Annotated in this window: 23 protein-coding genes; 16 read left to right on the plus strand and 7 right to left on the minus strand. The window is 72.4% G+C overall.

The genetic code is table 11. The annotated features are described in order from the left end of the window. Nucleotides 1-260 precede the first annotated feature (260 nt). The 4 genes from ACV530_RS19730 (at nt 261) to ACV530_RS19745 (ending at nt 3,284) form a co-directional block, all read left to right on the plus strand. Nucleotides 261-851: a suppressor of fused domain protein gene (locus ACV530_RS19730; protein ID WP_494333860.1), complete on the plus strand. Its 591-nt coding sequence runs from the start codon at nt 261-263 to the stop codon at nt 849-851. A 106-nt stretch (nt 852-957) separates the two neighbouring features. Continuing rightward, a complete protein-coding gene (locus tag ACV530_RS19735) occupies nt 958-1,608 on the plus strand; it encodes a DUF6758 family protein (RefSeq protein WP_494333861.1) in 651 nt (216 codons plus the stop codon). Nucleotides 1,609-1,678: 70 nt separating this feature from the next. Next, nucleotides 1,679-2,533, plus strand: coding sequence for a PHP domain-containing protein (locus tag ACV530_RS19740; protein WP_494333862.1), 855 nt, complete (start codon nt 1,679-1,681; stop codon nt 2,531-2,533). A 145-nt stretch (nt 2,534-2,678) separates the two neighbouring features. Further along, a complete protein-coding gene (locus ACV530_RS19745) occupies nt 2,679-3,284 on the plus strand; it encodes a MarC family protein (protein ID WP_494333863.1) in 606 nt (201 codons plus the stop codon). A gap of 73 nt (nt 3,285-3,357) precedes the next feature. On the opposite strand, the gene ACV530_RS19750 is transcribed toward ACV530_RS19745, so the two are convergent. Continuing rightward, entirely contained in the window at nt 3,358-3,510 is a 153-nt protein-coding gene (locus ACV530_RS19750) for a DUF8834 family protein (RefSeq protein WP_494333864.1), read from the minus strand. A 136-nt stretch (nt 3,511-3,646) separates the two neighbouring features. On the opposite strand from ACV530_RS19750, the gene ACV530_RS19755 reads away from it, so the two are divergent. Then, nucleotides 3,647-4,570, plus strand: a complete 924-nt coding sequence (locus ACV530_RS19755) for an NYN domain-containing protein (protein WP_494333865.1) — start codon at nt 3,647-3,649, stop codon at nt 4,568-4,570. A gap of 88 nt (nt 4,571-4,658) precedes the next feature. Further along, complete coding sequence (locus ACV530_RS19760) at nt 4,659-5,432, plus strand: VOC family protein (protein ID WP_494333866.1); 774 nt, start codon at nt 4,659-4,661, stop codon at nt 5,430-5,432. Here the strand turns inward: ACV530_RS19760 and ACV530_RS19765 are convergent. Both ACV530_RS19765 and ACV530_RS19770 read right to left on the minus strand, forming a co-directional pair. Continuing rightward, complete coding sequence (locus ACV530_RS19765; RefSeq protein ID WP_494333867.1) at nt 5,404-6,291, minus strand: alpha/beta fold hydrolase; 888 nt, start codon at nt 6,289-6,291, stop codon at nt 5,404-5,406. The two genes, ACV530_RS19760 and ACV530_RS19765, sit on opposite strands and share 29 nt — an antisense overlap. Nucleotides 6,292-6,361: 70 nt before the next feature. After that, nucleotides 6,362-8,614, minus strand: a complete 2,253-nt coding sequence (locus tag ACV530_RS19770; RefSeq protein ID WP_494333954.1) for a DEAD/DEAH box helicase — start codon at nt 8,612-8,614, stop codon at nt 6,362-6,364. Between the two features lie 530 nt (nt 8,615-9,144). On the opposite strand from ACV530_RS19770, the gene ACV530_RS19775 reads away from it, so the two are divergent. Next, complete coding sequence (locus tag ACV530_RS19775) at nt 9,145-9,861, plus strand: ferritin-like fold-containing protein (RefSeq protein ID WP_494333868.1); 717 nt, start codon at nt 9,145-9,147, stop codon at nt 9,859-9,861. A 38-nt stretch (nt 9,862-9,899) separates the two neighbouring features. Here ACV530_RS19775 and ACV530_RS19780 read toward each other — a convergent pair whose 3' ends face one another. From ACV530_RS19780 to ACV530_RS19795, 4 genes are all read right to left on the minus strand, one after another. Then, nucleotides 9,900-10,178 carry a hypothetical protein gene (locus tag ACV530_RS19780; RefSeq protein WP_494333869.1) on the minus strand — a complete coding sequence of 93 codons (279 nt, stop codon included), beginning with the start codon at nt 10,176-10,178 and terminating at the stop codon, nt 9,900-9,902. 156 nt (nt 10,179-10,334) lie between these two features. Next, a complete protein-coding gene (locus tag ACV530_RS19785) occupies nt 10,335-10,562 on the minus strand; it encodes a DUF3107 domain-containing protein (RefSeq protein ID WP_494333870.1) in 228 nt (75 codons plus the stop codon). Between the two features lie 186 nt (nt 10,563-10,748). Then, the gene (locus ACV530_RS19790) at nt 10,749-11,384 is read right to left on the minus strand and encodes a TetR/AcrR family transcriptional regulator (protein ID WP_494333871.1); all 636 of its coding nucleotides are present in this window, start codon (nt 11,382-11,384) and stop codon (nt 10,749-10,751) included. Between the two features lie 175 nt (nt 11,385-11,559). Next, nucleotides 11,560-11,778: an Rv3202a family protein gene (locus ACV530_RS19795; protein ID WP_494333872.1), complete on the minus strand. Its 219-nt coding sequence runs from the start codon at nt 11,776-11,778 to the stop codon at nt 11,560-11,562. A 127-nt stretch (nt 11,779-11,905) separates the two neighbouring features. On the opposite strand from ACV530_RS19795, the gene ACV530_RS19800 reads away from it, so the two are divergent. The 9 genes from ACV530_RS19800 (at nt 11,906) to ACV530_RS19840 (ending at nt 22,287) form a co-directional block, all read left to right on the plus strand. Then, the gene (locus tag ACV530_RS19800; RefSeq protein ID WP_494333873.1) at nt 11,906-12,892 is read left to right on the plus strand and encodes an alpha/beta fold hydrolase; all 987 of its coding nucleotides are present in this window, start codon (nt 11,906-11,908) and stop codon (nt 12,890-12,892) included. Further along, nucleotides 12,885-13,913, plus strand: a complete 1,029-nt coding sequence (locus ACV530_RS19805; protein ID WP_494333874.1) for a DUF3152 domain-containing protein — start codon at nt 12,885-12,887, stop codon at nt 13,911-13,913. The genes ACV530_RS19800 and ACV530_RS19805 overlap by 8 nt, the downstream gene beginning before the upstream one ends. Nucleotides 13,914-13,985: 72 nt before the next feature. Continuing rightward, a complete protein-coding gene (locus tag ACV530_RS19810; RefSeq protein ID WP_494333875.1) occupies nt 13,986-14,078 on the plus strand; it encodes an Ms4533A family Cys-rich leader peptide in 93 nt (30 codons plus the stop codon). Between the two features lie 168 nt (nt 14,079-14,246). Beyond that, a complete protein-coding gene (locus ACV530_RS19815) occupies nt 14,247-15,989 on the plus strand; it encodes an ABC transporter substrate-binding protein (RefSeq protein WP_494333876.1) in 1,743 nt (580 codons plus the stop codon). Next, nucleotides 15,986-16,954, plus strand: coding sequence for an ABC transporter permease (locus ACV530_RS19820; protein ID WP_494333877.1), 969 nt, complete (start codon nt 15,986-15,988; stop codon nt 16,952-16,954). The genes ACV530_RS19815 and ACV530_RS19820 overlap by 4 nt, the downstream gene beginning before the upstream one ends. Further along, nucleotides 16,951-17,940: an ABC transporter permease gene (locus tag ACV530_RS19825; RefSeq protein WP_494333878.1), complete on the plus strand. Its 990-nt coding sequence runs from the start codon at nt 16,951-16,953 to the stop codon at nt 17,938-17,940. Before ACV530_RS19820 ends, ACV530_RS19825 begins: the two co-directional genes overlap by 4 nt. After that, nucleotides 17,937-19,544: an ABC transporter ATP-binding protein gene (locus tag ACV530_RS19830; RefSeq protein WP_494333879.1), complete on the plus strand. Its 1,608-nt coding sequence runs from the start codon at nt 17,937-17,939 to the stop codon at nt 19,542-19,544. Before ACV530_RS19825 ends, ACV530_RS19830 begins: the two co-directional genes overlap by 4 nt. A 167-nt stretch (nt 19,545-19,711) precedes the next feature. Next, complete coding sequence (locus ACV530_RS19835; protein WP_494333880.1) at nt 19,712-21,232, plus strand: DUF3492 domain-containing protein; 1,521 nt, start codon at nt 19,712-19,714, stop codon at nt 21,230-21,232. Continuing rightward, a complete protein-coding gene (locus tag ACV530_RS19840; protein WP_494333881.1) occupies nt 21,229-22,287 on the plus strand; it encodes a hypothetical protein in 1,059 nt (352 codons plus the stop codon). Before ACV530_RS19835 ends, ACV530_RS19840 begins: the two co-directional genes overlap by 4 nt. Nucleotides 22,288-22,329: the final 42 nt, after the last annotated feature.

Consider the following 22,329-nt stretch of genomic DNA (forward strand, 5'->3'; position numbering starts at 1 on the left):
CAGCGCTCCCGTTCAACTGCTGCGGGCGCGAAGGGACTTCTCGGGGAACGTCTCAGTTCACAAGTCGCGCGTCCGGAGCGGGAGGACGGAAGAGCCGTCGGTACTGCACGGTCGACTAGGATCCACCGCAGCCCCACCTCCTCCGGCCGGTCCCGCTGGGGGACGGACGTAACTCCCTGACCAGAGGCCAAGGCTAGCAGCCGTTCGGGAGCGCGGAAGTCCGCCTTTGGCCATTCGATACACGTTCTATGCTCGGCCTCATGTCAGACGTTCTCGCACTCGTCGAGGCCCGGCTGCGCACCACGTTCGGCGAACCGGACGCTCGTGCCGCGGTGACCTTTCTGGGCACGGACCGCATCGAGGTTCTCCGCTTCACCGTCCCCGGCGAGGGCATCGTCCGCTACGCCACCCTCGGCATGTCCGCACAGCCGATGGCCGACCCGACCTCGCCGCTCGCCGACCCCTTCCGCGGTCCGCGCGCCGAGCTCGTCCTCACCGTGCGCGCCGGGCGGGCCGACACGGACAAGGTGCTGCGCCCGCTCGCCGTGCTGGCCGCCTCGCCGCAGGTGGAGGGCCTCGTCGTGGCGCCGGGCGCCTCGCTGGACACCGGCGAGCCGCTGTGGCCGGGCGCATCGTTCACCGCGGTGCTCGTCGCGGAGTCCGGGGGGCTGGTCGAGGATCTCGAGCTGGACGAGCCGATGGAACCCGTCCGCTTTCTCCCGCTTCTGCCGATGACCCGGAACGAGGCCGCCTGGAAGCGCGTCCACGGCGCCGCCGCGCTGGAGGAGCGCTGGCTGCGGCACGGCACCGATCTGCGGGATCCCCTGCGTGCCGGGGTCGCCCTGGACTGACCGGGCCGCGCTGTCCGGCTGTGCTGATCAGACCTGGCCTGGAGGCAGCCTCCGGACGGGTGATCGTCCTTGACGCGACGCCGGACCGGGAGGACCGTTGGACCCTATGAGGGGCGAACCCAGTTGCCCGAAGTGCGGTGGCCGGGTGCGAGCGCCCGGTCTCTTCGCCGACTCCTGGCAGTGCGCGGTGCACGGACCCGTGCATCCCCTGCAGCCGGTCGTCCCGCCGAGCGTCGAAGCACTGGCCGTCGTCGTCAACAGGGCCAGGGTCCCGGTGTGGATGCCCTGGCCCCTGCCGGTCGGCTGGCTGTTCACCGGCGTCGTCTGCGCGGGCGACGACCGCAGCGGCGGCCGGGCCACCGCCGTCGCCTGCTCGGGACCGGGCCCGTTCGGCGGGCCGGGCGAGCTGGTGCTGATCGCCGAGGAGCTCGGGGTCGGACTGGGGGCCCGCTACGCCGGCATCAAGGGGCCCGACCCCGGCCCCTATCTGAGCGTCGACCGCCCCCCGCACGCCAAGGTCTTCGCCGCGGGCCGCCCCACCCACCTCTGGCATGTCGAGGGCGCCCCCGGCGACCGGGCCGTCTTCGCGGGCGAGGCCCGCGGCCTGTGGCTGTGGGCCGTCGTATGGCCGGAGACCTCGGCACTGCTGATGTACGGCGAGCTCGTGCTCACGGACCTGCGCGACGCGGGCGCCGAAGTCGACCTCGTACCGTGCGGGGCGCTCTCCCCGCGCATCCTGGCGCCCGACGCGCCCTGACGCGACGGTTATCCTGAACCGGTTCCGTTCACACCGTTCCGCTCACACCGTCTTGAGGGAGGCCCGAGTCGTGCGCATCGACCTGCACACCCACTCCACGGCCTCGGACGGTACGGACACCCCCGCCGAGCTGGTCCGCAAGGCGGCCGCGGCCGGGCTGGACGTCGTCGCGCTGACCGACCACGACGGTGTCGGCGGCCACGCGGAGGCCATCGCGGCCCTGCCCGCCGGGCTCACCCTGGTGACCGGCGCCGAGCTCTCCTGCCGCCTGGGCGGCATCGGCGTGCACATGCTCGCCTACCTCTTCGACCCGGCCGAGCCGGAGTTCGCGCGGGAGCGCGAGCTCGTCCGCGACGGCCGGGAGCCGCGCGCCCGGGCCATGGTCGCCGCGCTGCGCGACCTCGGCGTGCCCGTCACCTGGGAGCGGGTGGCCGAGCTCGCGGCCGGCGGCGCCGTCGGCCGTCCGCACGTCGCCACCGCCATGGTCGAGCTCGGGGTGATCGACAGCGTCTCCGACGCCTTCACCGCGGAGTGGATCGGGGGCGGCGGCCGGGCGTACGTCGAGAAGCACGAGTTCGACCCCTTCGACGCGGTGCGCCTGGTCAAGGCCGCCGGCGGCGTGACCGTGCTCGCGCACCCGATGGCGGTCAAGCGCGGCATGTGCCTGCCCGAGAGCGCGATAGCCGAGCTCGCCTCGGCCGGTCTCGACGGCATCGAGGTGGACCACATGGACCACGACGCGCCCACCCGCGCCCGGCTGCGCGGCCTCGCCGCCGAGCTCGGTCTGCTGACGACCGGCTCGAGCGACTACCACGGCAGCCACAAGACGTGTGAACTCGGCGAGTTCACGACCGACCCGGAAATCTACGGCGAGATCACGCGCCGGGCGACGGGCGCGTTCCCCGTTCCGGGCGCGGGCGGCTGACCGCCGCTCACCACCGGGCACGATGCACGGGCCGGGCGCGCAAGGGCGCGTCCATGGCTCCGTATGCATCTGTGCGCCGTGCGCATCCCTTCCGCACCTTCTCTCCCGTCCCCCCGCTCGGCACCACTTCTTGCAAGGCACCACTGTGTTCGACTTCGCAGTCTTCGGATCCCTCTTCCTCACCCTGTTCGTGATCATGGATCCCCCCGGCATCACGCCGATCTTCCTCGCCCTCACCGCGGGCCGTCCGGCCAAGGTCCAGCGGCGCATGGCCTGGCAGGCGGCGGCGGTCGCCTTCAGCGTCATCACCGTCTTCGGCATCTGCGGCCGGCAGATCCTGGACTACCTGCACATCACCACCCCCGCGCTGATGATCGCGGGTGGTCTGCTCCTGCTGCTCATCGCGCTGGACCTGCTGACGGGCAAGTCGGAGGAGCCGAAGCAGACCAAGGACGTCAACGTCGCGCTCGTGCCGCTGGGCATGCCGCTGCTCGCCGGGCCGGGTGCGATCGTCTCGGTCATCCTCGCGGTGCAGCGCACGGACACGGTGGCGGGGCAGGTGTCGGTATGGGCCGCGATCGCCGCGATGCACGTCGTGCTGTGGCTGGTGATGCGCTATTCGCTGCTGATCATCCGGGTCATCAAGGACGGCGGCGTGGTGCTGGTCACGCGCCTCGCGGGCATGATGCTCTCCGCGCTCGCCGTTCAGCAGATCATCAACGGCATCACCCAGGTGATCGCACACCGGTGAGCCGCCGGACACAGGACGCCCCCGTACGGACCGATCCGTACGGGGGCGTCCACGTATGAGCGAGGTGCGGGTGTCACCGCGTCCCGGTGTCGGCCGGGCGGATATAGATGCGTTGGCCTATCGAAGCGGCCTGCTGCACGATCCGGTTGACGGAGGCGGCGTCCACGACGGTGCTGTCGACGGCCGTACCGTCGACGTCGTCCAGGCGCATGATCTCGAAGCGCAAGGCTTCTCCCTTCGTCCTGATCCTCCTGAGGAGAACTGAATGAACAATGACGCACGCCGCTCCAGTGCGGCGAGGTTCTGTAGGTGTCAACGAGGTGACAGCTGCAAACATTCCCTACGCTAAGGAAATTTTTTCAGTGACTAATGACTATGCGCTCCCACCGGACCTCACCGCCGTCGCGGCCGGTATCGAGCGCACCAACGAGCTGCTCACCCGCGTGCTCGCCGAGGTCGCGACCACACCCTCCACCCATGCGATCTTCGTGGACGCGGGCTACGCCTATGCCGCCGCCGGCCGGCTCGTCGCCGGCACCGAGGACCGGCGCGCCTTCGAGCTGGACGCCGAGGGGATGATCGAGGCGTTCATCGACAAGGCCCGCACGATCTTCCCCGACAGCAGACTGCTGCGCGTCTACTGGTACGACGGCGCCCGCCGCCGCATCCACACCGCCGAGCAGCAGAGCATCGCCGAGCTGCCCGACGTCAAGGTCAGACTCGGCAACCTCAACGCCAACAACCAGCAGAAGGGCGTCGACTCCCTCATCCGCACCGACCTCGAATCGCTCGCCCGGCACCGTGCCATCAGCGACGCGGTGCTGATCGGCGGCGACGAGGACCTCGTCTCGGCCGTCGAGGCCGCCCAGGGCTACGGCGCACGCGTGCACCTGTGGGGCATCGAGGCCGTCGGCGGGCGCAACCAGGCCGAGCCGCTGCTGTGGGAGGTCGACAGCCAGCGCACGTTCGACCTCGACTTCTGCAAGCCGTACGTGACGCGCCGCACCGTCCACGAGTCCCTCGGCGACGCCTCCGCCCGAGGGCCCGCGCCCTCCCGCGAGGACGTGCGCTTCGTCGGCGCCCGGGTCGCCGCCCAGTGGCTCGGCGCCCGCGGCCATGAATCGCTCGCCGAGCTGCTGCCCGGCCACCCCTACCTCCCCGGCACGGTCGACCAGGAGCTGCTGGTCGAGGCGGAGTCGCTGCTCGGGCTCTCCCTGCGGGGCCACGCGGACCTGCGCCGCGCCCTGCGGGACGGCTTCTGGGACCACCTGCGGATGCAGTACTGAACCCCTGCCGCGTGCCGGAATGCGTATGGGGGGAGCGAGTGGAACCCTGGCACTGGAGATTCCCGGAACAGAAACGAGGCGATCGGCCATGTCGGCTTCCGACCGGGCGGGGCCCGGGACGCCCTGCTGGGTGAGCCTCCTGACCGGTGACCTCGCCGCGGCGCAGGACTTCTACGGAGCGGTGCTGGGCTGGACCTTCCGTCCCGGCTCGCTCGGCGAGGACTTCTCCGTGGCCCTCCGCGACGGCAAGGCCGTCGCCGGTATCGGCAACGTCGCACGGCGCATGGGCGTGAAGGAAGCCTGGACCGCCTACTTCGCGGTCGACGACGCCGACGCCGTGGCCGCCCGGATCCGTGAGCGCGGCGGCACGGTCGCCGTGGGGCCGCTCGCCCTCGGCCGCGGGCGAGCCGTGCTGGCCGCCGACCTCGACGGCGCCGTCTTCGGCTTCTGGGAGGGCACGACCCTGCGCGGCTGGAGCATCGGCACCGGCGCCGCCCCCGCGTGGCTCGAGCTGCGCACCCGGGACTGCTTCGACGCCGCCGTGTTCTACAGCGGGGTCTTCCGGTGGGACAGCCAGGAGACCGACGTCGCCTACGAGGACGACGCCGTGATGGTGCGGGTCGGGGGCCACACGGTGGCCTGCCTGCGCGGCGGCGGCGTCGAAGCGGCACCGGACCCGCGGGTCCGGCCGCGCTGGCACGTCTACTTCCGCGTCGACGACGTCGAGAAGGCCGTCGCGGCCGCGCTCGCGGCCGGCGGCAAGCTGGCCGCCGAGCCGCGGCACTCCCGCGTGGGCCACGAGGCGACGCTCTGCGACCCCGAGGGCGGCCTGTTCACCGTGACGGTCGACCAGGGGGAGTGACCCCGTCCGCCCCGTCCCAGAAGCGCACCAGCGCGTCGGCCGTCACGGCCGGCCGCTCGGCGTTCGGGGAGTGGCCCGCGCCCTCGACGACCGTACGCACCGCTGACAGCTCCTTCGCCATGGCGTCGAGCTCCGGCACCGGCCACGCGTAGTCCTCCGCGCCGGAGACGACGTGCTTGGGCAGCGGCACCCGGGCCAGTTCGGCGACACGGTCCGGCTCCCTCGTCAACTGCAGCCCGGTCACCACGAGTTGGACCGGCTTCGTGGCCAGCCAGCGCCGGTGCAGGAAGTCGGCCAGCTCCTGCGGCTCGGCGCCGCCCCCGGCCTCCGCGTCCAGCCTGCGCATCTCCTGCCAGACGCTCTCCATGTCCATCCGCAGCTCCGTGACAGCATGGACCAGCATCCGGATGCGGGCCCGCTGCGATTCCGAGATCGCCGCCCGGCCGCTGCTCACGAGCGTGAGCGAGCGGAACGGCGCCGCGTCGCCGAGCACCGCCGCGCGTGCGATCAGCCCGCCGCACGAGTGCCCGAGCAGGTGCACGCTCCCGCCGAGGGCTGCCGCCTGCGCCCGTACGTCCAGCGCCAACTCGGCCTGTGCGTAAGCCGATTCGTCGCCGGATCCGTCGCTCTCGTACTGCCCGCGCCCGTCCATGGCGACGGCCCGGTAGCCGGCCGCGGCGATCGGCTCGAGGAGCGCGATGAAGTCCTCCTTGCTGCCGGTGAACCCGGGTACGAGCAGCACGGTGCCGCGCGGCGGTGCGTCGGGGCGTGCGTCGTGCACGGCGAACTCTCCGCGCCCGGTGGCGAGACGGTACGCGCGGGCGCGCGGGGGCAAGGTGAGGAAGGGGGGCCTGCTCATGTGCCGAGGCTAACGCGCGCCGACGGCCGGCCCCCTGGTGCGGGGTGACCGGCCGTCGGCGGACGGGGTATCAGCTCTCCGCGGCTGCGGCCTTCTTGGCCGTGCGCTTCTTCGGCTTCGCCTCGGTGGCCTCGGTCGCGGCGGCGGTCTTCTTGACCGTGCGGGTGCGCTTCGGCTTCTCTTCCGTCGTTTCGACGGCGGCTGCGGCCTTCTTGGTGGTGCGGGTGCGCTTGGGCTTCGCCTCCACGGCATCCGTCGTCTCGACGGCGGCAGCGGCCTTCTTCACCGTGCGCGTGCGCTTGGGCTTGGCCTCCACGGCCTCCGCCGTGTCGACGGCGGCAACGGCCTTCTTCGCGGTACGAGTCCGCTTCGGCTTGGCCTCCACAGCCTCCACCGTCTCGACGACGGCGACAGCCTTCTTCGCGGCGCGCGTGCGCTTCGGCTTCACCTCGGCCACCTCCACCGTCTCGACGATGGCCTCGGCCTTCTTGACCGTGCGGGTGCGCTTGGGCTTGGCCTCCGCGGCCTCCGTCGTTTCGACGGCAGCAGCGGCCTTCTTGGTGGTGCGGGTGCGCTTCGGCTTCGCCTCCACGGCATCCGTCGTCTCGACGGCAGCAGCGGCCTTCTTGACCGTGCGAGTCCGCTTCGGCTTCGCCTCCACGGCCTCCGCCGTGTCGACGGCGGCTTCCGCCTTCTTCACGGTGCGGGTGCGCTTCGGCTTCGCCTCGGCGGTCTCGACCACGGCCTCCACCGTCTCGACGACGGCCTCGGCCTTCTTCACCGTGCGCGTGCGCTTCGGCTTGGCCGGAGCCTCCGGCTCCTCCACCGTCTTCACGGGCGCCGGGGCCACGACGGCCTCCTCGACCGCCGGAGCCGCCACCGGAGCCACCACGGCCGCCCCGCTCGCGCCGCTGCGCGTGCGGCGGCGACGACGCGGACGGGCCGGCGTCTCGGGGGCCGTGGTGCCCTCGGCGGGAGCCGGGGCGACAGCGGCCTGCGGCGCCGCGTCCTCCGCCGGTGCACCGGAACGCGTGCGGCGGCGCTGGCGCGGGGTGCGGGTACGGGCCGGACGCTCCTCGGCGTCCCGGTCGTCCCGGCCTCCGCGGCCGCGGTCACGGCCACGACGGCCGCCCGGCTCGCCGAGGTCCTCGATCTCCTCCGCCGCGAGCCCCGCACGGGTCCGCTCGGTGCGCGGCAGGATGCCCTTCGTGCCGGCGGGGATGTTCAGCTGCTCGTAGAGGTGCGAGGAGGTGGAGTACGTCTCCTCCGGGTCGTCGAACTGCAGGTCCAGCGCCTTGTTGATGAGCTTCCAGCGCGGGACGTCGTCCCAGTCGACCAGCGTGACGGCCGTACCGGCCTTGCCCGCGCGGCCCGTGCGGCCGACGCGGTGCAGGTAGGTCTTCTCGTCCTCGGGGGACTGGTAGTTGATGACGTGCGTGACGTTGTCGACGTCGATGCCGCGCGCGGCGACGTCCGTGCAGACCAGCACGTCCACCTTGCCGTTGCGGAAGGCGCGCAGCGCCTGCTCGCGGGCGCCCTGGCCGAGGTCGCCGTGGACCGCGCCGGCGGCGAAGCCGCGGCGGGTGAGCTGGTCGGCGATGTCGGCGGCCGTCCGCTTCGTACGGCAGAAGATCATCGCGAGGGCGCGCCCCTCGGCCTGGAGGATGCGCGCGACCATCTCCGGCTTGTCCATGGAGTGGGCGCGGTAGACGTGCTGCGCGATGTGGGCGTGCGTCTGGCCCGAGTCGTCCGGCTCGGTGGCGCGGATGTGCGTGGGCTGCGACATGTAGCGCCGCGCGAGCGAGATGACCGCGCCCGGCATGGTGGCGGAGAAGAGCATGGTCTGCCGCGTGGCCGGGAGCATCGTGATGATGCGCTCGACGTCGGGCAGGAAGCCCAGGTCGAGCATCTCGTCGGCCTCGTCCAGCACGAGAGCCTTGACGTGCGCGAGGCTGAGCTTCTTCTGGCCGGCCAGGTCCAGCAGCCGCCCGGGGGTGCCGACGATGACGTCGACGCCCTTCTTGAGCGCCTCGACCTGGGGCTCGTACGCCCGGCCGCCGTAGATCGCCTGGACCCGCACATTGCGGACCTTTCCGGCGGTGAGGAGGTCGTTGGTGACCTGCTGGCACAGCTCACGGGTGGGGACGACCACGAGCGCCTGCGGGGCGTCGGTCAGCTCCTCGGGCTTCGCCCGGCCCGCCTCGACGTCGGCGGGGACGACGACGCGCTCCAGCAGCGGCAGGCCGAAGCCCAGGGTCTTGCCCGTGCCGGTCTTGGCCTGGCCGATGACGTCGGAGCCGGCGAGGGCGACCGGGAGCGTCATCTCCTGGATGGGGAACGGGTTGACGATGCCCACGGCCTCGAGGGCCTCGGCGGTCTCGGGGAGGATCCCGAGTTCTCGGAAGGTTGCCGTGTTCTGCTGCGTTTTCAGGGCTTTGCCTCTTCTTGTGAGACGCGGCGCGAGGCGGCGAAGGGGGTCGTACGAGGGGTCCGTACGTACCGCACCGGGGTACTCGGCCGGCCAGGGGCCGGATGGCGCGGGACCACTGCCTTCGCTCGAGCACACGTACCGCGAGCGGATCCCTCCTGGCGTGCGCGGATCTCGTGCGCACCGCGCGGAGGGCGGTCGGTTTTGTGGAAGCCGATCGGGCCACCGACCGGGCATCCGCTGGCGCTCCGGGGAAATGCTCCCAGAAGAACCGGCATGGGTGCGGCCCGCCGAGAACTCGGCCGGCCACATAGCACTGTACCCCGGAAAGCCGCACCTGTGTCCGGACTGTCCGTGATCGCATCCTTCGACGACTGGCTGACCAGGCACTTCCGTCCCTGACGGGGCGGGCTATCGTTCGCTGCATGGAGACGCCCGAAGAACACACCGGAATCGCCGCCCAGGACTGGGCGCAGGCTGCCGCCGACCCGCAGTACCGGGCGGCCGTCGTCGATCTGCTCGGCGCTCTCGCCTATGGCGAGCTGGCCGCCTTCGAGCGGCTCGCCGAGGACGCCAAGCTCGCCCCGTCCCTGGACGACAAGGCCGCGCTGGCCAGGATGGCCGCCGCGGAGTTCGGCCACTTCGAGCGGCTGCGCGACCGGCTGTCGGCCATCGATGTCCAGCCGACCGGGGCGATGGAGCCCTTCGCGGCGGCGCTGGACGAGTTCCACCGCCAGACCGCGCCGTCCGACTGGCTGGAGGGCCTGGTCAAGGCCTATGTGGGCGACTCGATCGCCAGTGACTTCTATCGCGAGGTCGCGGCCCGGCTGGATTCGGACACCCGGACCCTGGTGCTGAATGTGCTCGACGACACTGGGCACACCACGTTCGCGGTCGAAAAGGTGCGGGCCGCGATCGAGGCCGACCCGCGGGTCGGCGGGCGGCTGGCGCTGTGGGCGCGGCGGCTGATGGGCGAGGCGCTCTCCCAGGCGCAGCGCGTGGTCGCCGACCGGGACGCGCTGTCCACGATGCTCGTGGGCGGCGTGGCCGACGGCTTCGATCTCGCGGAGGTCGGGAAGATGTTCTCCCGGATCACCGAGGCGCACACCAAGCGGATGGCGGCGCTCGGTCTGGCGGCGTAACCGGAGCGATCGGGCCACCGGCCGCTGCTCCCGGTGGCTCAGGCCGCCGCTGAGCGTCGCGGGGGCCCGGACGGGACGAGCAGCAGCGACAGCAGGGCGACGGCCATCACGAGGGACCCCGCCAGCGTGCCGAGAAGGTGGCCGGGGCCGAGGACCGAGTGCGTCAGCAGGGCGCCGAAGAGCCCGGCGCCCGGCCCCGTCGACAGGGCGAGCGGGCGGGAGCGGAACTCACCGAAGCGCGGGGGGAGCCGGTGCAGTGCCCCGGCCGAGACGCCGAGGCCGATGAGGACCGAGCCGAGCGCTTCCCAGAGGATCATGTGGGGTCCCTCCCGTGCGGTGGCCGAGAAGCGGGTGCAATTCGGTCGTGGCCGTCCTACCCCGGGACATCACGGAGCAACCCTCGCGCACAACGGCGGGGGACGGGGGGAGTCCTCACCCAGGGCCCACCTTTTTGTTTTCCGTCGGACGCGCGCTCAGATCGTGCTGAAGCCGACCTTGCGGGTCGCCGGCTGGCCGATCTCCACGTACGCCAGCTTGTCGGCGGGGACCAGGACCTTGCGGCCGTGGTCGTCCGTCAGGCTGAGCATCGAGGCCTTGCCCGCCAGGGCGTCGGCCACCTGGCGCTCGACCTCCTCGGCAGACTGCGCGCTCTCCAGAACGATCTCGCGGGGCGCCTGCTGCACGCCGATCTTGACCTCCACGCTGATGTCCCTCCGAAGATGTGCGGTCCCCCGTGGTGTGGCCCAGGGGGAAAGGTGCGTGTACGGCAGCGCCGTACGTCCCACACATTAGCCCGGCGGACCCGCGGGCCGGGCGGCCCGGCCGCACGCTCGCAGCGAACAAACGGTGCAGGTCGTCAGCGTTCGCCGGCGTTCGCCGGCGCTTCGTCAGTGCTCGCCGGCGCTCTTCGGGAAGCCCGCGATGCCGCGCCAGGCCAGCGAGGTGATCAGCTGGACCGCGGTGCCGCGCGGGACGGCGCTCTCGCTGGAGAGCCAGTAGCGGGCCACGACCTGGGAGACGCCCCCGAGGCCCACGGCCAGCAGCATGGCCTCGTCCTTCGCCAGCCCGGTGTCCTCGGCGATGACCTCGCTGATCGCCTCGGCGCAGGCCAGGGAGACCCGGTCGACGCGCTCGCGCACGGCGGGCTCGTTGGTGAGGTCGGACTCGAAGACGAGGCGGAAGGCGCCGCCCTCCTCCTCGACGTAGGCGAAGTAGGCGTCCATGGTGGCCGCCACGCGCTGCTTGTTGTCGGAGGTCGATGCCAGCGCGGTGCGCACGGACTGCAGCAGGTTGTCGCAGTGCTGGTCCAGCAGCGCCAGGTAGAGGTCCAGCTTGCCGGGGAAGTGCTGGTAGAGGACCGGCTTGCTGACGCCCGCGCGCTCGGCGATGTCGTCCATCGCCGCCGCGTGGTACCCCTGGGCCACGAAGACCTCCTGGGCGGCGCCCAGGAGCTGGTTGCGTCGGGCTCGGCGCGGCAGGCGCGTGCCCCGCGGGCGCGCCTCGGTCTGCTCGATGGCTGTCACGCCGCCTCCCATGATCGTTTCGTGCACGGTGTGCACCGCGCCCGCCATCGTACTTTTGGGTAACCGCGCAGCGCGTGGTCGGAGGGGAGAATTTCACCTGGGCGACGCTGTGGGAAGCCCACAAATATCCGACAAAACGCGCAGGTCATCCCAGGTCACCTCGGTTCGCCGCGCGTCACCGGTAGTCGTCCTCGTCCAATTCCACGACACGGGCCTGCTCGGCCAGGTCTGCCTCGTTCGCCGCGTCCGGGTGGACATGGTTCAGTGAATCGTCGTGGTGGGGGGACAGGTCCGCGTGCTGCTCCGCGGCGTCGGCCTCAGGGGCCTCGACGTCGAATTCGCCGGTTTCGGCTTCGTCCTCGAACGTGTCCGGGTCGGTCGGGTCGACAGGCATGCCGTACTTCCCCTTCTCCCGTTTGGCTCCCGCTTACGAGCGTAGGAGACCCGGCCCCGCACCGCCAGACGATCTGTGACGCCCGCCACAGCAGTTTCCGGCGTGATCGTCTCGTAACATTGCCCGCATGTCCGAGACCGAGTCGCCGGTGTCCAGCGCGCTGCCCGTGGTGCCCCCCGCGGGGGCCGCGCAGCCGGGTGCGGGGGAGGAGCTGCGCACGGTGGGCCTGCCCGGCGCCACCGTGACGGTGCGCAGACGCCCGCCCGCACGCCCGGGGCTGCCGCCCGCGCTCTTCGTGCACGGGCTCGGCGGCTCGTCGCAGAACTGGACGCCGCTCATGGAGCGGCTCGCGGACCGCGTCGACGGCGAGGCGGTCGACCTGCCCGGCTTCGGCGACGCGCCGCCGCCGGACGACGGCGACTACTCCATCACGGGGTATGCGCGCGTGGTCATCCGGCTGCTGGACGCGAGCGGCCGCGGCCCCGTGCATCTGTTCGGCAACTCGATGGGCGGGGCGATCGTCACCCGGGTGGCGGCGGTCCGGCCGGACCTGGTCCGTACGCTCACGCTGATCTCGCCCGCCCTGCCCGACCTGCGGCCGAAGCGCACGGCGCTGCCGACCACGATGCTCGCGGTGCCCGGCGTCGCCCCGCTCTTCGCCCGCCTCACCCGGGGGTGGACCCCCGAGCGGCGTACGAGGGAGGTGCTGGCGCTCTGTTACGGCGACCCCGGACGGGTGACACCGGAGGGGTTCGCCGCGGCGGTCGCCGAGTACGAGCGGCGGCTCGAGCTGCCGTATTTCTGGGATGTGATGGCGCGCTCGATGCGCGGTCTCGTCGACGCGTACACCCTCGGTGGTCAGCACTCGCTGTGGCGCCGGGCTGAGCGCGTCCTTGCCCCTACCCTGCTGGTGTACGGAACGCGCGACCAGCTCGTCCCCTTCCGCACCGCCCGCCGTGCCAGCGCCGCTTTCCGCGACTCACGGCTGGTGGCGCTGCTGGGGGCGGGCCACGTCGCGATGATGGAGGACCCCGACGCGGTGGCCCGCGCCTTCGGCGAACTCCTCACGGAGACCGCAACGACGTCTGAACGGAGCGCCCCGCCCCGTGGGTAAACACAGTGCACGCGCCCCCCAGGCCGACCACGAGCTCGGCGACGAGCAGGCGTGGCCGGTCACGCCGCACGGCCGCCCGGAGCCCCAGGGGTCCGTCGACGGCTGGGCCGTCATCGGCGCCCAGCGCGGGCAGCAGGTCACGCCCGCCCGGGTGCCCGTGCCCCGGCGCGAGGCCGCCGTCGCGCGACGCGGCGACGCGGGCGGCGCCCACCGGGCCTCCGGCGGCGGTGTCGCGCGGACGATGACGGGCGTGGCCGCCGCCGTGGTGACCGCCGTGCTGGCCGTCGTGGTGGCGGGCCAGGTCGAGGACGGCACGGAGAGCAAGGCCCAGGCGCGTACGGCGGACACCGACGAGCACAGGGTCCCCGAGGCCGCCTCCCGCGGCGACAGCCGTCCGACGCCCAACGGCGGTGCCGTGGTCCCGGCGACGTACGAGCAAAAGATGGCGATGAAGTACCCGCTGGACGCCAAGGCGAAGTTCTCCGGCGACTTCGAGACCGTGGGGGGCCACGACAAGGCCCCCGGTAAGGGTGAAGTCCGGCGCTACCGCATTGACGTGGAGAAGGGGCTGCCGCTCGACCCCGCGCTCTTCGCCGAGGCCGTGCACAAGACGCTCAACGACAGCCGCAGCTGGGGCCACGGCGGCAGCCTCACGTTCGAGCGCGTCTCCTCCGGCCGCGCCGACTTCGTCGTCACCCTGGCCAGCCCCGGCACCACGGCCACGTGGTGCGCCAAGTCCGGCCTGGACACCACGGAGGACAACGTCTCCTGCGACTCGGCCGCGACCGACCGTGTCATGATCAACGCCTATCGCTGGGCGCAGGGTTCGCAGACGTACGGCGAGCAGATGCACGCCTACCGGCAGATGCTGATCAACCACGAGGTCGGCCACCGGCTCGGGCACGATCACGAGTCCTGTCCCAAGGCCGGGGCGCTCGCGCCCGTGATGATGCAGCAGACGAAGTTCCTCACCACGGACGGGGTGACCTGCAAGCCCAACCCCTGGCCGTTCCCGTCCTGATATACGAGAGGGATCGTCTCGCATGCCGGGACACCTTTGCTCCTGGGCGAAAATTCGTTCAATCTTCTACGCATGTCGCATCGTCACGCACTCGAGCTCGCCGGCTTCCAGCTGGCGCTCATCGGCGTGACCGCGCACACTGTCGCCGACATCGACTGTCGCTGAGACTGCCCTCATCGCTGAACAACACAGCATCCCCCGAGCCGCTTCCCGCCGGGGGCGGTCTCGTTTTCCTTCGCGCTCTGCCGCGCATCTGGTCAACCGCCTTCCGCGGGTGTTTCCTGCCCGGAATCCCCCTCTCCTCAGCCCGCGAAGCCCGCGAAAGGCACCGACATGCGTCGTCAACTCCCCGTCCCCGCCCGCCGAATAGCCGCTGCCGCCGCCGTGGCCGCCCTCGTCACCGGTGCCGCGGCCTGCGGTCCCAAGGACAGCGGCGGCGACGCCGGAAAGGGGGCCGCCGGTGCGCCGCAAAAGGGCGGCACGCTGACCGTCCTCAACAGACAGCCGCAGAAACAGTTCGACCCCGCGCGCCTCTACACCTCCGGCGGCGGAAACGTCCCCGGGCTCGTCTTCCGTACGCTCACCACCCGCCACCGCGCCGACGGCGCCGAGGGCACCAAGGTCGTCCCCGACCTCGCCACCGACACCGGCAAGCCGAGCGAGGACGCCAAGGTGTGGACGTACCGTCTCAAGGACGGGCTGAAGTACGAGGACGGCTCGCCCATCACCTCCGCCGACATCAAGTACGGCATCGAGCGCTCCTTCGCCCCCGAACTCTCCGGCGGCGCGCCCTACTTGCGCGACTGGCTGGTCGGCGGCGACACCTATCAGGGCCCCTACAAGGCTGCGTCTGATGAAAAGAGGGGGAAGGGCCTCGACTCCATCGAGACGCCCGACGACAAGACGATCGTCTTCCGCCTGCGCAAGTCCGAGGGCGACTTCCCCTACCTCGCCACCTCCACCCAGTTCGCGCCCGTGCCCAAGGCGAAGGACACCGGCGCCAAGTACGCCGAGCACCCCGTCTCGTCCGGGCCGTACAAGGTCGTCAAGAACGAGGGCGACGGGCAGCACCTGGTGCTCGACCGCAACCCCAACTGGTCCGAGGCGACGGACAAGGAGCGGCACGCCTACCCCGACAAGGTCGACGTGCAGGCCGGGCTCTCCTCGGCGGTCATCAACCAGCGGCTGTCGGGCGGTTCGGGCGCCGACGCCGCCGCGGTGACCACCGACACCAACCTCGGCCCCGCCGAACTCGCCCAGATCGGGGGCGACAAGGCGCTCGCCGGCCGGGTCGGCACCGGGCACTTCGGCTACACCAACTTCCTGGCGTTCAACACCAGGAACAAGCCCTTCGACGACCCGAAGGTGCGCCAGGCCGTGGCCTACGCGATCAACCGGACGAGCGTCGTCAACGCCGCGGGCGGCTCCTCGCTCGCCGAGGCCGCGACCACCTTCCTGCCCAACCAGAAGTCCTTCGGCTACATGCCCTACGACCCCTTCCCGGCGGGTGCGACCGGCAACCCGGAGAAGGCCAAGGAGCTGCTGAAGGAGGCCGGTTACCCGGACGGGCTGGAGATCACGCTCACCCACAACACCGCCCAGGACTTCGAGACCAGCCCCGACATCGCCACCGCGGTGCAGGCCGCGCTCGGCAAGGCGGGCTTCAAGGTGAAGCTCGCGGGCCTGGAGGACAACGCGTACGACGAGAAGGTCCACAGCGTCAAGACGCAGCCCGACCTCTTCCTCGCCCACTGGGGTGCCGACTGGCCCTCCGGCGGCCCCTTCCTGGCCCCCAGCTTCGACGGCCGCCAGATCGTCAAGGACGGCGCCAACTTCAACACGTCGCAGCTCGACGACCCCAAGGTCAACGACGAGATCGACGCCATCAACAAGATCACCGACCATGACGCCGCCGCGCAGCGCTGGGGAGCCCTGGACAAGAAGCTCGGCGAGCAGGCGCTGACCGTGCCGCTGTTCCACCCGGTCTACAAGCGGCTGTTCGGCAAGGACGTCAAGAACGTCGTCATCAGTGACTGGACCGGTGTCCTCGACGTCTCGCAGGTCGCGGTCAAGTGAGTGCCCGACTGACCGGAGCGTGGCAGCGGCTGCGCGCGCGCAAGTCCGCGCTCGCGGCCGCCGCCGTGCTGGCCCTGCTCGTCGTCCTCGCCCTCGCCGCGCCGCTGCTCGCGGCGCTCGAGGGCCAGGACCCCAACGCGTACCACGACGGCCTCGTCAACTCGGCCCAGGGCGGCGTGCCGCTCGGCTCGTTCGGCGGGATCAGCGCCGACCACTGGCTCGGCGTCGAACCCGGCACCGGGCGCGACCTGTTCGTCCGGCTCCTCTACGGCGCCCGCGTCTCGCTGCTCGTCGCCCTCGGCGCGACGCTGGTGCAGGTCGTGGTCGCCCTCGTGGTGGGGCTGGCGGCCGGGCTCGGCAACCGGCTCGCCGACAGTGTGCTCGGCCGTATCACCGATGTGATGGTGGCGATGCCGCTGCTGGTCTTCGCCATCGCCGTGACGGTCGTCGTCCCCGAGGACTTCCCGCGTCCCGTGCTGCTCGTCATCGTCATCGGCCTCGTCGCCTGGGGCGGCATGGCGCGCGTCGTACGGGCGCAGACGCTCTCCCTGAAGAAGCTCGACTATGTCTCGGCCGCCCGGCTGACCGGGGCGTCGTCCTGGCGCATCGCCCGGCGCGAGCTGCTGCCCGCGCTCGCCGCACCCGTGATCACCTACGCGGCCGTGATGCTGCCGACCAACATCGTCCTGGAGGCGTCCATGTCCTTCCTCGGAGTCGGCGTGAAACCGCCGACCCCCTCGTGGGGACAGATGCTCTCGTCGGCCACGATGTGGTACCGCGCGGACCCCATGTACGTGGTGCTCCCGGCGCTGCTGCTGTTCGTCACCACGCTCGCCTTCACCGTGCTCGGGGACGCCGTGCGCGTCGCGCTCGACCCGCGCGAGGCGTCGCGGCTGCGCGTCGGCAGGATCCGGGGCAAGGGCCGCCTCCTGAAGGACCGCCGTCCGGCGGGGGGTTCGGCATGACCGGCTACCTGCTGCGCCGGATCGCCGGCGGGATCGTCGTCCTGCTGGTGCTCTCCGTCGTCATCTACGCGACCTTCTACCTCGCCCCCGGCGACCCCGCGCGCCTGGCGTGCGGCCCGCGCTGCAACCCGGAGCAGATCCGGCAGGTGCGCGAACAGCTGAGCCTCAACGACCCGGTGTACGTGCAGTACTGGCACTTCCTCCAGGGGCTCGTCGCCGGGCACGACTACTCCACCGGCACCGGCGTGCTGCACTGCGACGCCCCCTGCTTCGGCCTCTCCTACCAGAACGACCAGCAGGTCACCGGTCTCATCGCGGACCGGCTGCCCGCCACCACGTCGCTCGCGCTCGGCGCCATGGTGATGTGGCTGATCCTGGGCATCGGCACCGGACTGCTGTCCGCGCTGCGGCGCGGCGGGGTGACCGAGCGGGTGCTGACCTGGCTCACCCTCGCCGGGACCGCGACGCCGGTCTTCATCACCGCGCTGGGGCTGCTGCTGCTCTTCTGCTCCTACCTGGAGTGGCTGCCCTTCCCCAACTATGTGCCGCTGAGCGACGATCCGGAGCAGTGGGCCTGGAACCTGCTGCTGCCCTGCCTGTCGCTGGCGCTGCTGGAGTCGGCCAAGTACGCCCGTCTGACCCGCAGTTCGGTGCTGGAGACACTCGCCGAGGACCACATCCGCACCTTCCGTGCCTACGGCGTCCCCGAGCGGTCGATCGTCACCCGGCACGCGCTGCGCGGCGCGCTGGCGCCCGTCATCGCGCTGACGGCAGCCGACCTGGGGTCGATGTTCGGCAACGCCATGCTGACCGAGGCGATGTTCGGCCTGCCCGGCATCGGACAGCTGCTGGTGAACGCCACCAGGACCATCGACCTGCCGGTCGTGGTCGGTGTGGTGATGGTCACCGGTGCCGCCGTCGTGATCGCCAACATCGCGGCGGACGTGCTCTACGCCGTCGCCGACCGAAGGGTGGCCCTGCGATGACCGCGCTGGTTTCCGTCGCGGACCTCTCCGTCGTCTTCGGAGGAGAGGAAGGCGGCGAGGTACGGGCCGTGGACGGCCTCTCCTTCGAGGTCGCCGAGGGTGGCGCGCTCGGCATCGTCGGCGAGTCCGGCTCCGGCAAGAGCACGGCCGCGTCCGCGCTGCTCGGGCTGCATCGCGGCACGGGCGCGAGTGTCGGCGGCACGGTCCAGGTGGCCGGGCACGACATCGGTACGGCCGACGAGGCCCAACTGCGCCGGGTGCGCGGCGGGGTGGCGGCCATGGTCTTCCAGGACCCGCTCTCCTCGCTCGACCCCTACCACGCCATCGGCGACCAGATCGCCGAGGTCCTCCGTGTCCACCGGCGCGGGATGACCCGGCGCGCGGCGCGCGCACGCGCCGTGGAGGTGCTCGACCGGGTGGGCATCCCCGACGCCGCGCGCCGGGCGCGCTCCCGCCCGCACGAGTTCAGCGGCGGGCAGCGCCAGCGCGCCCTCATCGCGATGGCGATGGCCTGCGAACCCCGCCTGCTGATCGCCGACGAGCCCACCACCGCCCTCGATGTCACCGTCCAGGCCCAGATCCTCGGCCTGCTGCGGGAGTTGCGCGCCGAGACCGGGATGGGCCTGATCCTGGTGACCCACGACCTGGGCGTCGCGGCCGACAGCGTCGACGAACTGCTGGTGATGAGGAACGGCCGCGCGGTGGAGCGCGGGCCCGTGGGCACGGTGCTCCGGTCCCCGCGCGAGACCTACACCCGCGACCTGCTGGCCGCTGTGCCGCGGGTCGAGGTCCGGCGCGAGCAGAGCCCCGCGGAGGACGGGGAGGTGCTCCTCGAAGCCGATGGCCTGGGGCGGCGGTTCGGGAGCGGCAAGCAGACCGTCACCGCCGTCGAAGAGGTGTCGCTGACCGTACGGGCCGGCGAGACGGTCGGCGTGGTGGGGGAGTCCGGCAGCGGCAAGACCACGCTCGGGCGGATGCTCGTACGCCTGCTGGAACCCACCGGCGGCCGGCTGTGCTACCGGGGCCGCGACATCGGCGGGCTGAAGGAACGCGAACTGCGGCCCTTCCGCAGCGAATTGCAGATGGTCTTCCAGGACCCGGTCTCCTCGCTCAACCCCCGCCGCAGCATCGGCGAATCGATCGCCGACCCGCTGCGCGCGGCGGGGAAGCTCGGCGACGCCGAGATCGTCGCCCGGGTGCGGGAGCTGCTGGAGCGGGTGGGCCTCGACCCCGACGCCTACCACCGCTATCCGCACGAGTTCAGCGGCGGCCAGCGGCAGCGCGTGGGCATCGCCCGGGCGCTCGCCCCCGAGCCGAAGCTGATCGTCTGCGACGAGGCCGTCTCGGCCCTCGACGTCACCACACAGGCTCAGATCGTGCGCCTGCTCGGAACGTTGCAGAAGGAACTCGGCATCGCGCTCGTGTTCATCGCACACGACCTCGCCGTGGTGCGGCAGGTCAGCGACCGGCTCGTGGTGATGAAGGACGGCCGGATCGTGGAGGAGGGACCGGCCGACACCGTCTACGAACGGCCGCAACACCCCTACACCCAGGGCCTGCTCGCCTCCGTCCCCCGGCTCGAACCGGCGGAGGCCACCGCTTAGAGCCCGATAACGCCCGTCGAACGGGAAAGTCACGCCCGTTCACCCCTTCCGGTGGCGCGACGGACAACCGTCCGTCGCGCCGCCTCCGCACCCCCATAGCGTGCTCCCGGCTGCCGTACGTCGGTGTCGAGTCGGTGTCGAGGAGATTCGGGGGTGCACTCGTGCGCGTGGGACTGCTGACCGAGGGTGGTTACCCGTACGCCGTGGGTGAGGGTGGGGAGTGGTGCGACCGGCTGGTGCGGGGACTCGGCCGGCACGAGTTCGAGGTCTATGCGCTGAGCCGCACCGCCCGTCAGGAGGACGGCGGTTGGCACGCACTCCCGGGCAACGTCCGCCGCGTACGGGCCGCCCCGCTGTGGGGTGGCCCCGCACCGGGCTGCGCCGGGCGCGCCTACGGATCGTACGGACGGCGCGAACGCAGGCGATTCGCCGGGCACTTCGCCGACCTCGCCACCGCGATCACCGCACCGGAGGAGGAGGCGTACCGTTTCGCCGACGGCCTCTACGGACTCGCCGACCTCGCCCGCGACGAGGGCGGCCTCGCCGCCGCGCTCCGCTCCGAACAGGCCCTGCGCACACTGGAGACGGCCTGCCGCGCACCCGGCGCCCACCCGTCGGCGTACGGTGCCCGGGTCGCCGACCTCCTCGTCGTCTCCGGCCTGCTGGAGCGGGCGCTGCGCCCGCTGTCCCAGGACTGGTACGGGGCCGCCGACGGCGATCTCGGGCTGGCCCGGGTGGACCTGTGCCACGCGACCTCGGCCGGGCCCGCCGCACTCCCCGGGCTGCTCGGCAAACGCTTCTTCGGCACGCCGCTCCTCGTCACCGAGTACCGCGTCCACCTGCGCGAGTACTACCTCGCGAGCCCGGCGGGGCTCTCGCCCGCCGTCCGCGCGCTCATGTCGGCCTTCCACCGGCGGCTCGCCGCCGAGGTCTACGGCCAGGCGTCCCTGATCACCCCGGGGGACGCGCAGGTCAGACGATGGCAGGAGCGGTGCGGCGCGGAACGCGCGCGACAACGCACCGTCCACCCCGGCATGGACGCGACCCTCTACGAGGAGGTCGGCGAGGGGGAGAGCGGCGGCGGCACGTCGGCCGTGCTCGTGGTCGGCGGCCGGACCGAACCCTCGCTGCGCCTGGCCCTCGCCGCCCTGCGCGAGGCCGAACCGGACGTACAGGTGAAGGTCATCGGCACACGGGAGGACGAGGACGGCCTCGAGGGCGTCTGCCACGCCACGTCCTGCGGCCCGGAGGACTACGCGGCGGCCGGCGTCGTCGTCCTCTCCGGCGCCTCGGACGGCTTCCCCGTGCCGCTGGCCGAGGCGATGTTCTGCAGCCGGGCCACCGTCTCCCCCGACGCCGAGGCGGTGCGCGAAGTCATCGGCGGCACCGGCCTGTTGGTGCCGCCGAACGACCCGGGCGCTCTCGCCGACGCCTGCCTGGCCCTGCTGCGCGACCCCGGGCGCGGGGCCCGCCTCGGCGCCGCCGCCCGGGCCCGGGCCCTCGAGCTCTTCACCGTGGAACAGAACATCTCCGCGTTCGGCGCCATCTACCTCGAGATCCTCTCCCGGGCCCCGGTCCGGCCCGAAACCACCGACGAGACGGCCCCGTTCGCCGAGTCCGCCCGATCCGACGCCGCCCTCTCCTGGTCGCCCCGCGCCGGCTCGCCGACCTGGGCGGGTCGCCGATGACCGTATCCGCGTCCGCCGTTTCGACGGCATCCGGCGAGCCTCGTACCGACACCTCACCGGCCCATGCCGGCATAGCCGCCGGGGCGACGGCCGACCCCGTCAAGTCACTGATGCACCGTCACCATGCGCTGTGCGCCCACGCGGTGGACCCGCTGGAGATCGCCGCCGGGCTCGAGGCGCACGGGGTCACCGACCGCGTGGCCGCGGAGTACCGCCACCGCGATGTGTTCTCGCTCGCGGAGGAGCTCCACGCCCGCGTGGAGGGCGAGCCGCTGGCCCCCGCTGTTGCGGTGTCTCCGGGGCCTTCGGATCCGGAGCGGCGGGGGCCCGGCCGCCGGTGCGCGGTGCGTCCCGGCAGGAGCGGCTGGGGAGCCACCGGGCGGCTCGCCTGGCTGTGGCTCCTCGCCTACGGCTTCGTCGGCGACCGGATCCTCCTCGCGCTGCTGCACGGCCACCATGTCCCCGGCGCCTACGCCCTGGCCGCGGTCGCCGCGCCAACCGCCCTCGCGCTGGCCTGTGTTGTCGCGCCCGCCGCCTGGTGCGCCCACTGGTTCGCCGCGCGGGCGCGCGACGCGCTCGCCGCGAGCCGCTCGCTCGCCGAGTTCCGGGCGCGCGTACGGCCCGTACTGGCGGTCGCGGTCGGCGTCTTCCTCGCCGTGCTGCTGGCGTCCGTGTGGTCCGGGCGCTCGGCCCTGCCCGCCGGCCGGCCCGCCTCCTCCGCCCTCGCCTTCGCCGCCGTGACGGCGCTCGGCGGGCTGCTCTTCCTGGCCCGTCTGCTCGCCGCGCACGGGTTGCCCCGGCCCGCCGTCACCGCCACCCTCGCCGCCGCGGCGGCGGAGGCCGTGCCGCTCGGCGCCCTGCTCGCCGCCCGGCTGCCCGGCTGCGGCGCCCTGGCCTGGCCCGTCGGCTCGGTGACCGGCGCGTACGGGGCCGCGGCCCTGCCGCTCGCGGCCTGCGCCCTCCCCGCGCTCGCCCTGCTGGCCCACGTCTTCCCCGCGCTGTCCCGGGCCTCGGTCCACGGGCGCGGGGAGTCCTTTCCCGTCAGAGGAGCATGAAAGATGACCGTTCACCCCCTCCGCATCACCGGGCGAGAGCGA

This window comes from Streptomyces sp. SX-6 (assembly GCF_059089585.1).

What these genes read in the sequence shown, in the direction of transcription:
- ACV530_RS19730 (WP_494333860.1), top strand. Translation starts at nt 261, where the DNA reads ATGTCAGACGTTCTCGCACTCGTCGAGGCCCGGCTGCGCACCACGTTC.
- ACV530_RS19735 (WP_494333861.1), top strand. Translation starts at nt 958, where the DNA reads ATGAGGGGCGAACCCAGTTGCCCGAAGTGCGGTGGCCGGGTGCGAGCG.
- ACV530_RS19760 (WP_494333866.1), top strand. Translation starts at nt 4,659, where the DNA reads ATGTCGGCTTCCGACCGGGCGGGGCCCGGGACGCCCTGCTGGGTGAGC.
- ACV530_RS19765 (WP_494333867.1), bottom strand. Translation starts at nt 6,291, where the DNA reads ATGAGCAGGCCCCCCTTCCTCACCTTGCCCCCGCGCGCCCGCGCGTAC.
- ACV530_RS19770 (WP_494333954.1), bottom strand. Translation starts at nt 8,614, where the DNA reads ATGACGCTCCCGGTCGCCCTCGCCGGCTCCGACGTCATCGGCCAGGCC.
- ACV530_RS19775 (WP_494333868.1), top strand. Translation starts at nt 9,145, where the DNA reads ATGGAGACGCCCGAAGAACACACCGGAATCGCCGCCCAGGACTGGGCG.
- ACV530_RS19780 (WP_494333869.1), bottom strand. Translation starts at nt 10,178, where the DNA reads ATGATCCTCTGGGAAGCGCTCGGCTCGGTCCTCATCGGCCTCGGCGTC.
- ACV530_RS19795 (WP_494333872.1), bottom strand. Translation starts at nt 11,778, where the DNA reads ATGCCTGTCGACCCGACCGACCCGGACACGTTCGAGGACGAAGCCGAA.
- ACV530_RS19800 (WP_494333873.1), top strand. Translation starts at nt 11,906, where the DNA reads ATGTCCGAGACCGAGTCGCCGGTGTCCAGCGCGCTGCCCGTGGTGCCC.
- ACV530_RS19810 (WP_494333875.1), top strand. Translation starts at nt 13,986, where the DNA reads ATGTCGCATCGTCACGCACTCGAGCTCGCCGGCTTCCAGCTGGCGCTC.
- ACV530_RS19815 (WP_494333876.1), top strand. Translation starts at nt 14,247, where the DNA reads ATGCGTCGTCAACTCCCCGTCCCCGCCCGCCGAATAGCCGCTGCCGCC.
- ACV530_RS19825 (WP_494333878.1), top strand. Translation starts at nt 16,951, where the DNA reads ATGACCGGCTACCTGCTGCGCCGGATCGCCGGCGGGATCGTCGTCCTG.
- ACV530_RS19830 (WP_494333879.1), top strand. Translation starts at nt 17,937, where the DNA reads ATGACCGCGCTGGTTTCCGTCGCGGACCTCTCCGTCGTCTTCGGAGGA.
- ACV530_RS19840 (WP_494333881.1), top strand. Translation starts at nt 21,229, where the DNA reads ATGACCGTATCCGCGTCCGCCGTTTCGACGGCATCCGGCGAGCCTCGT.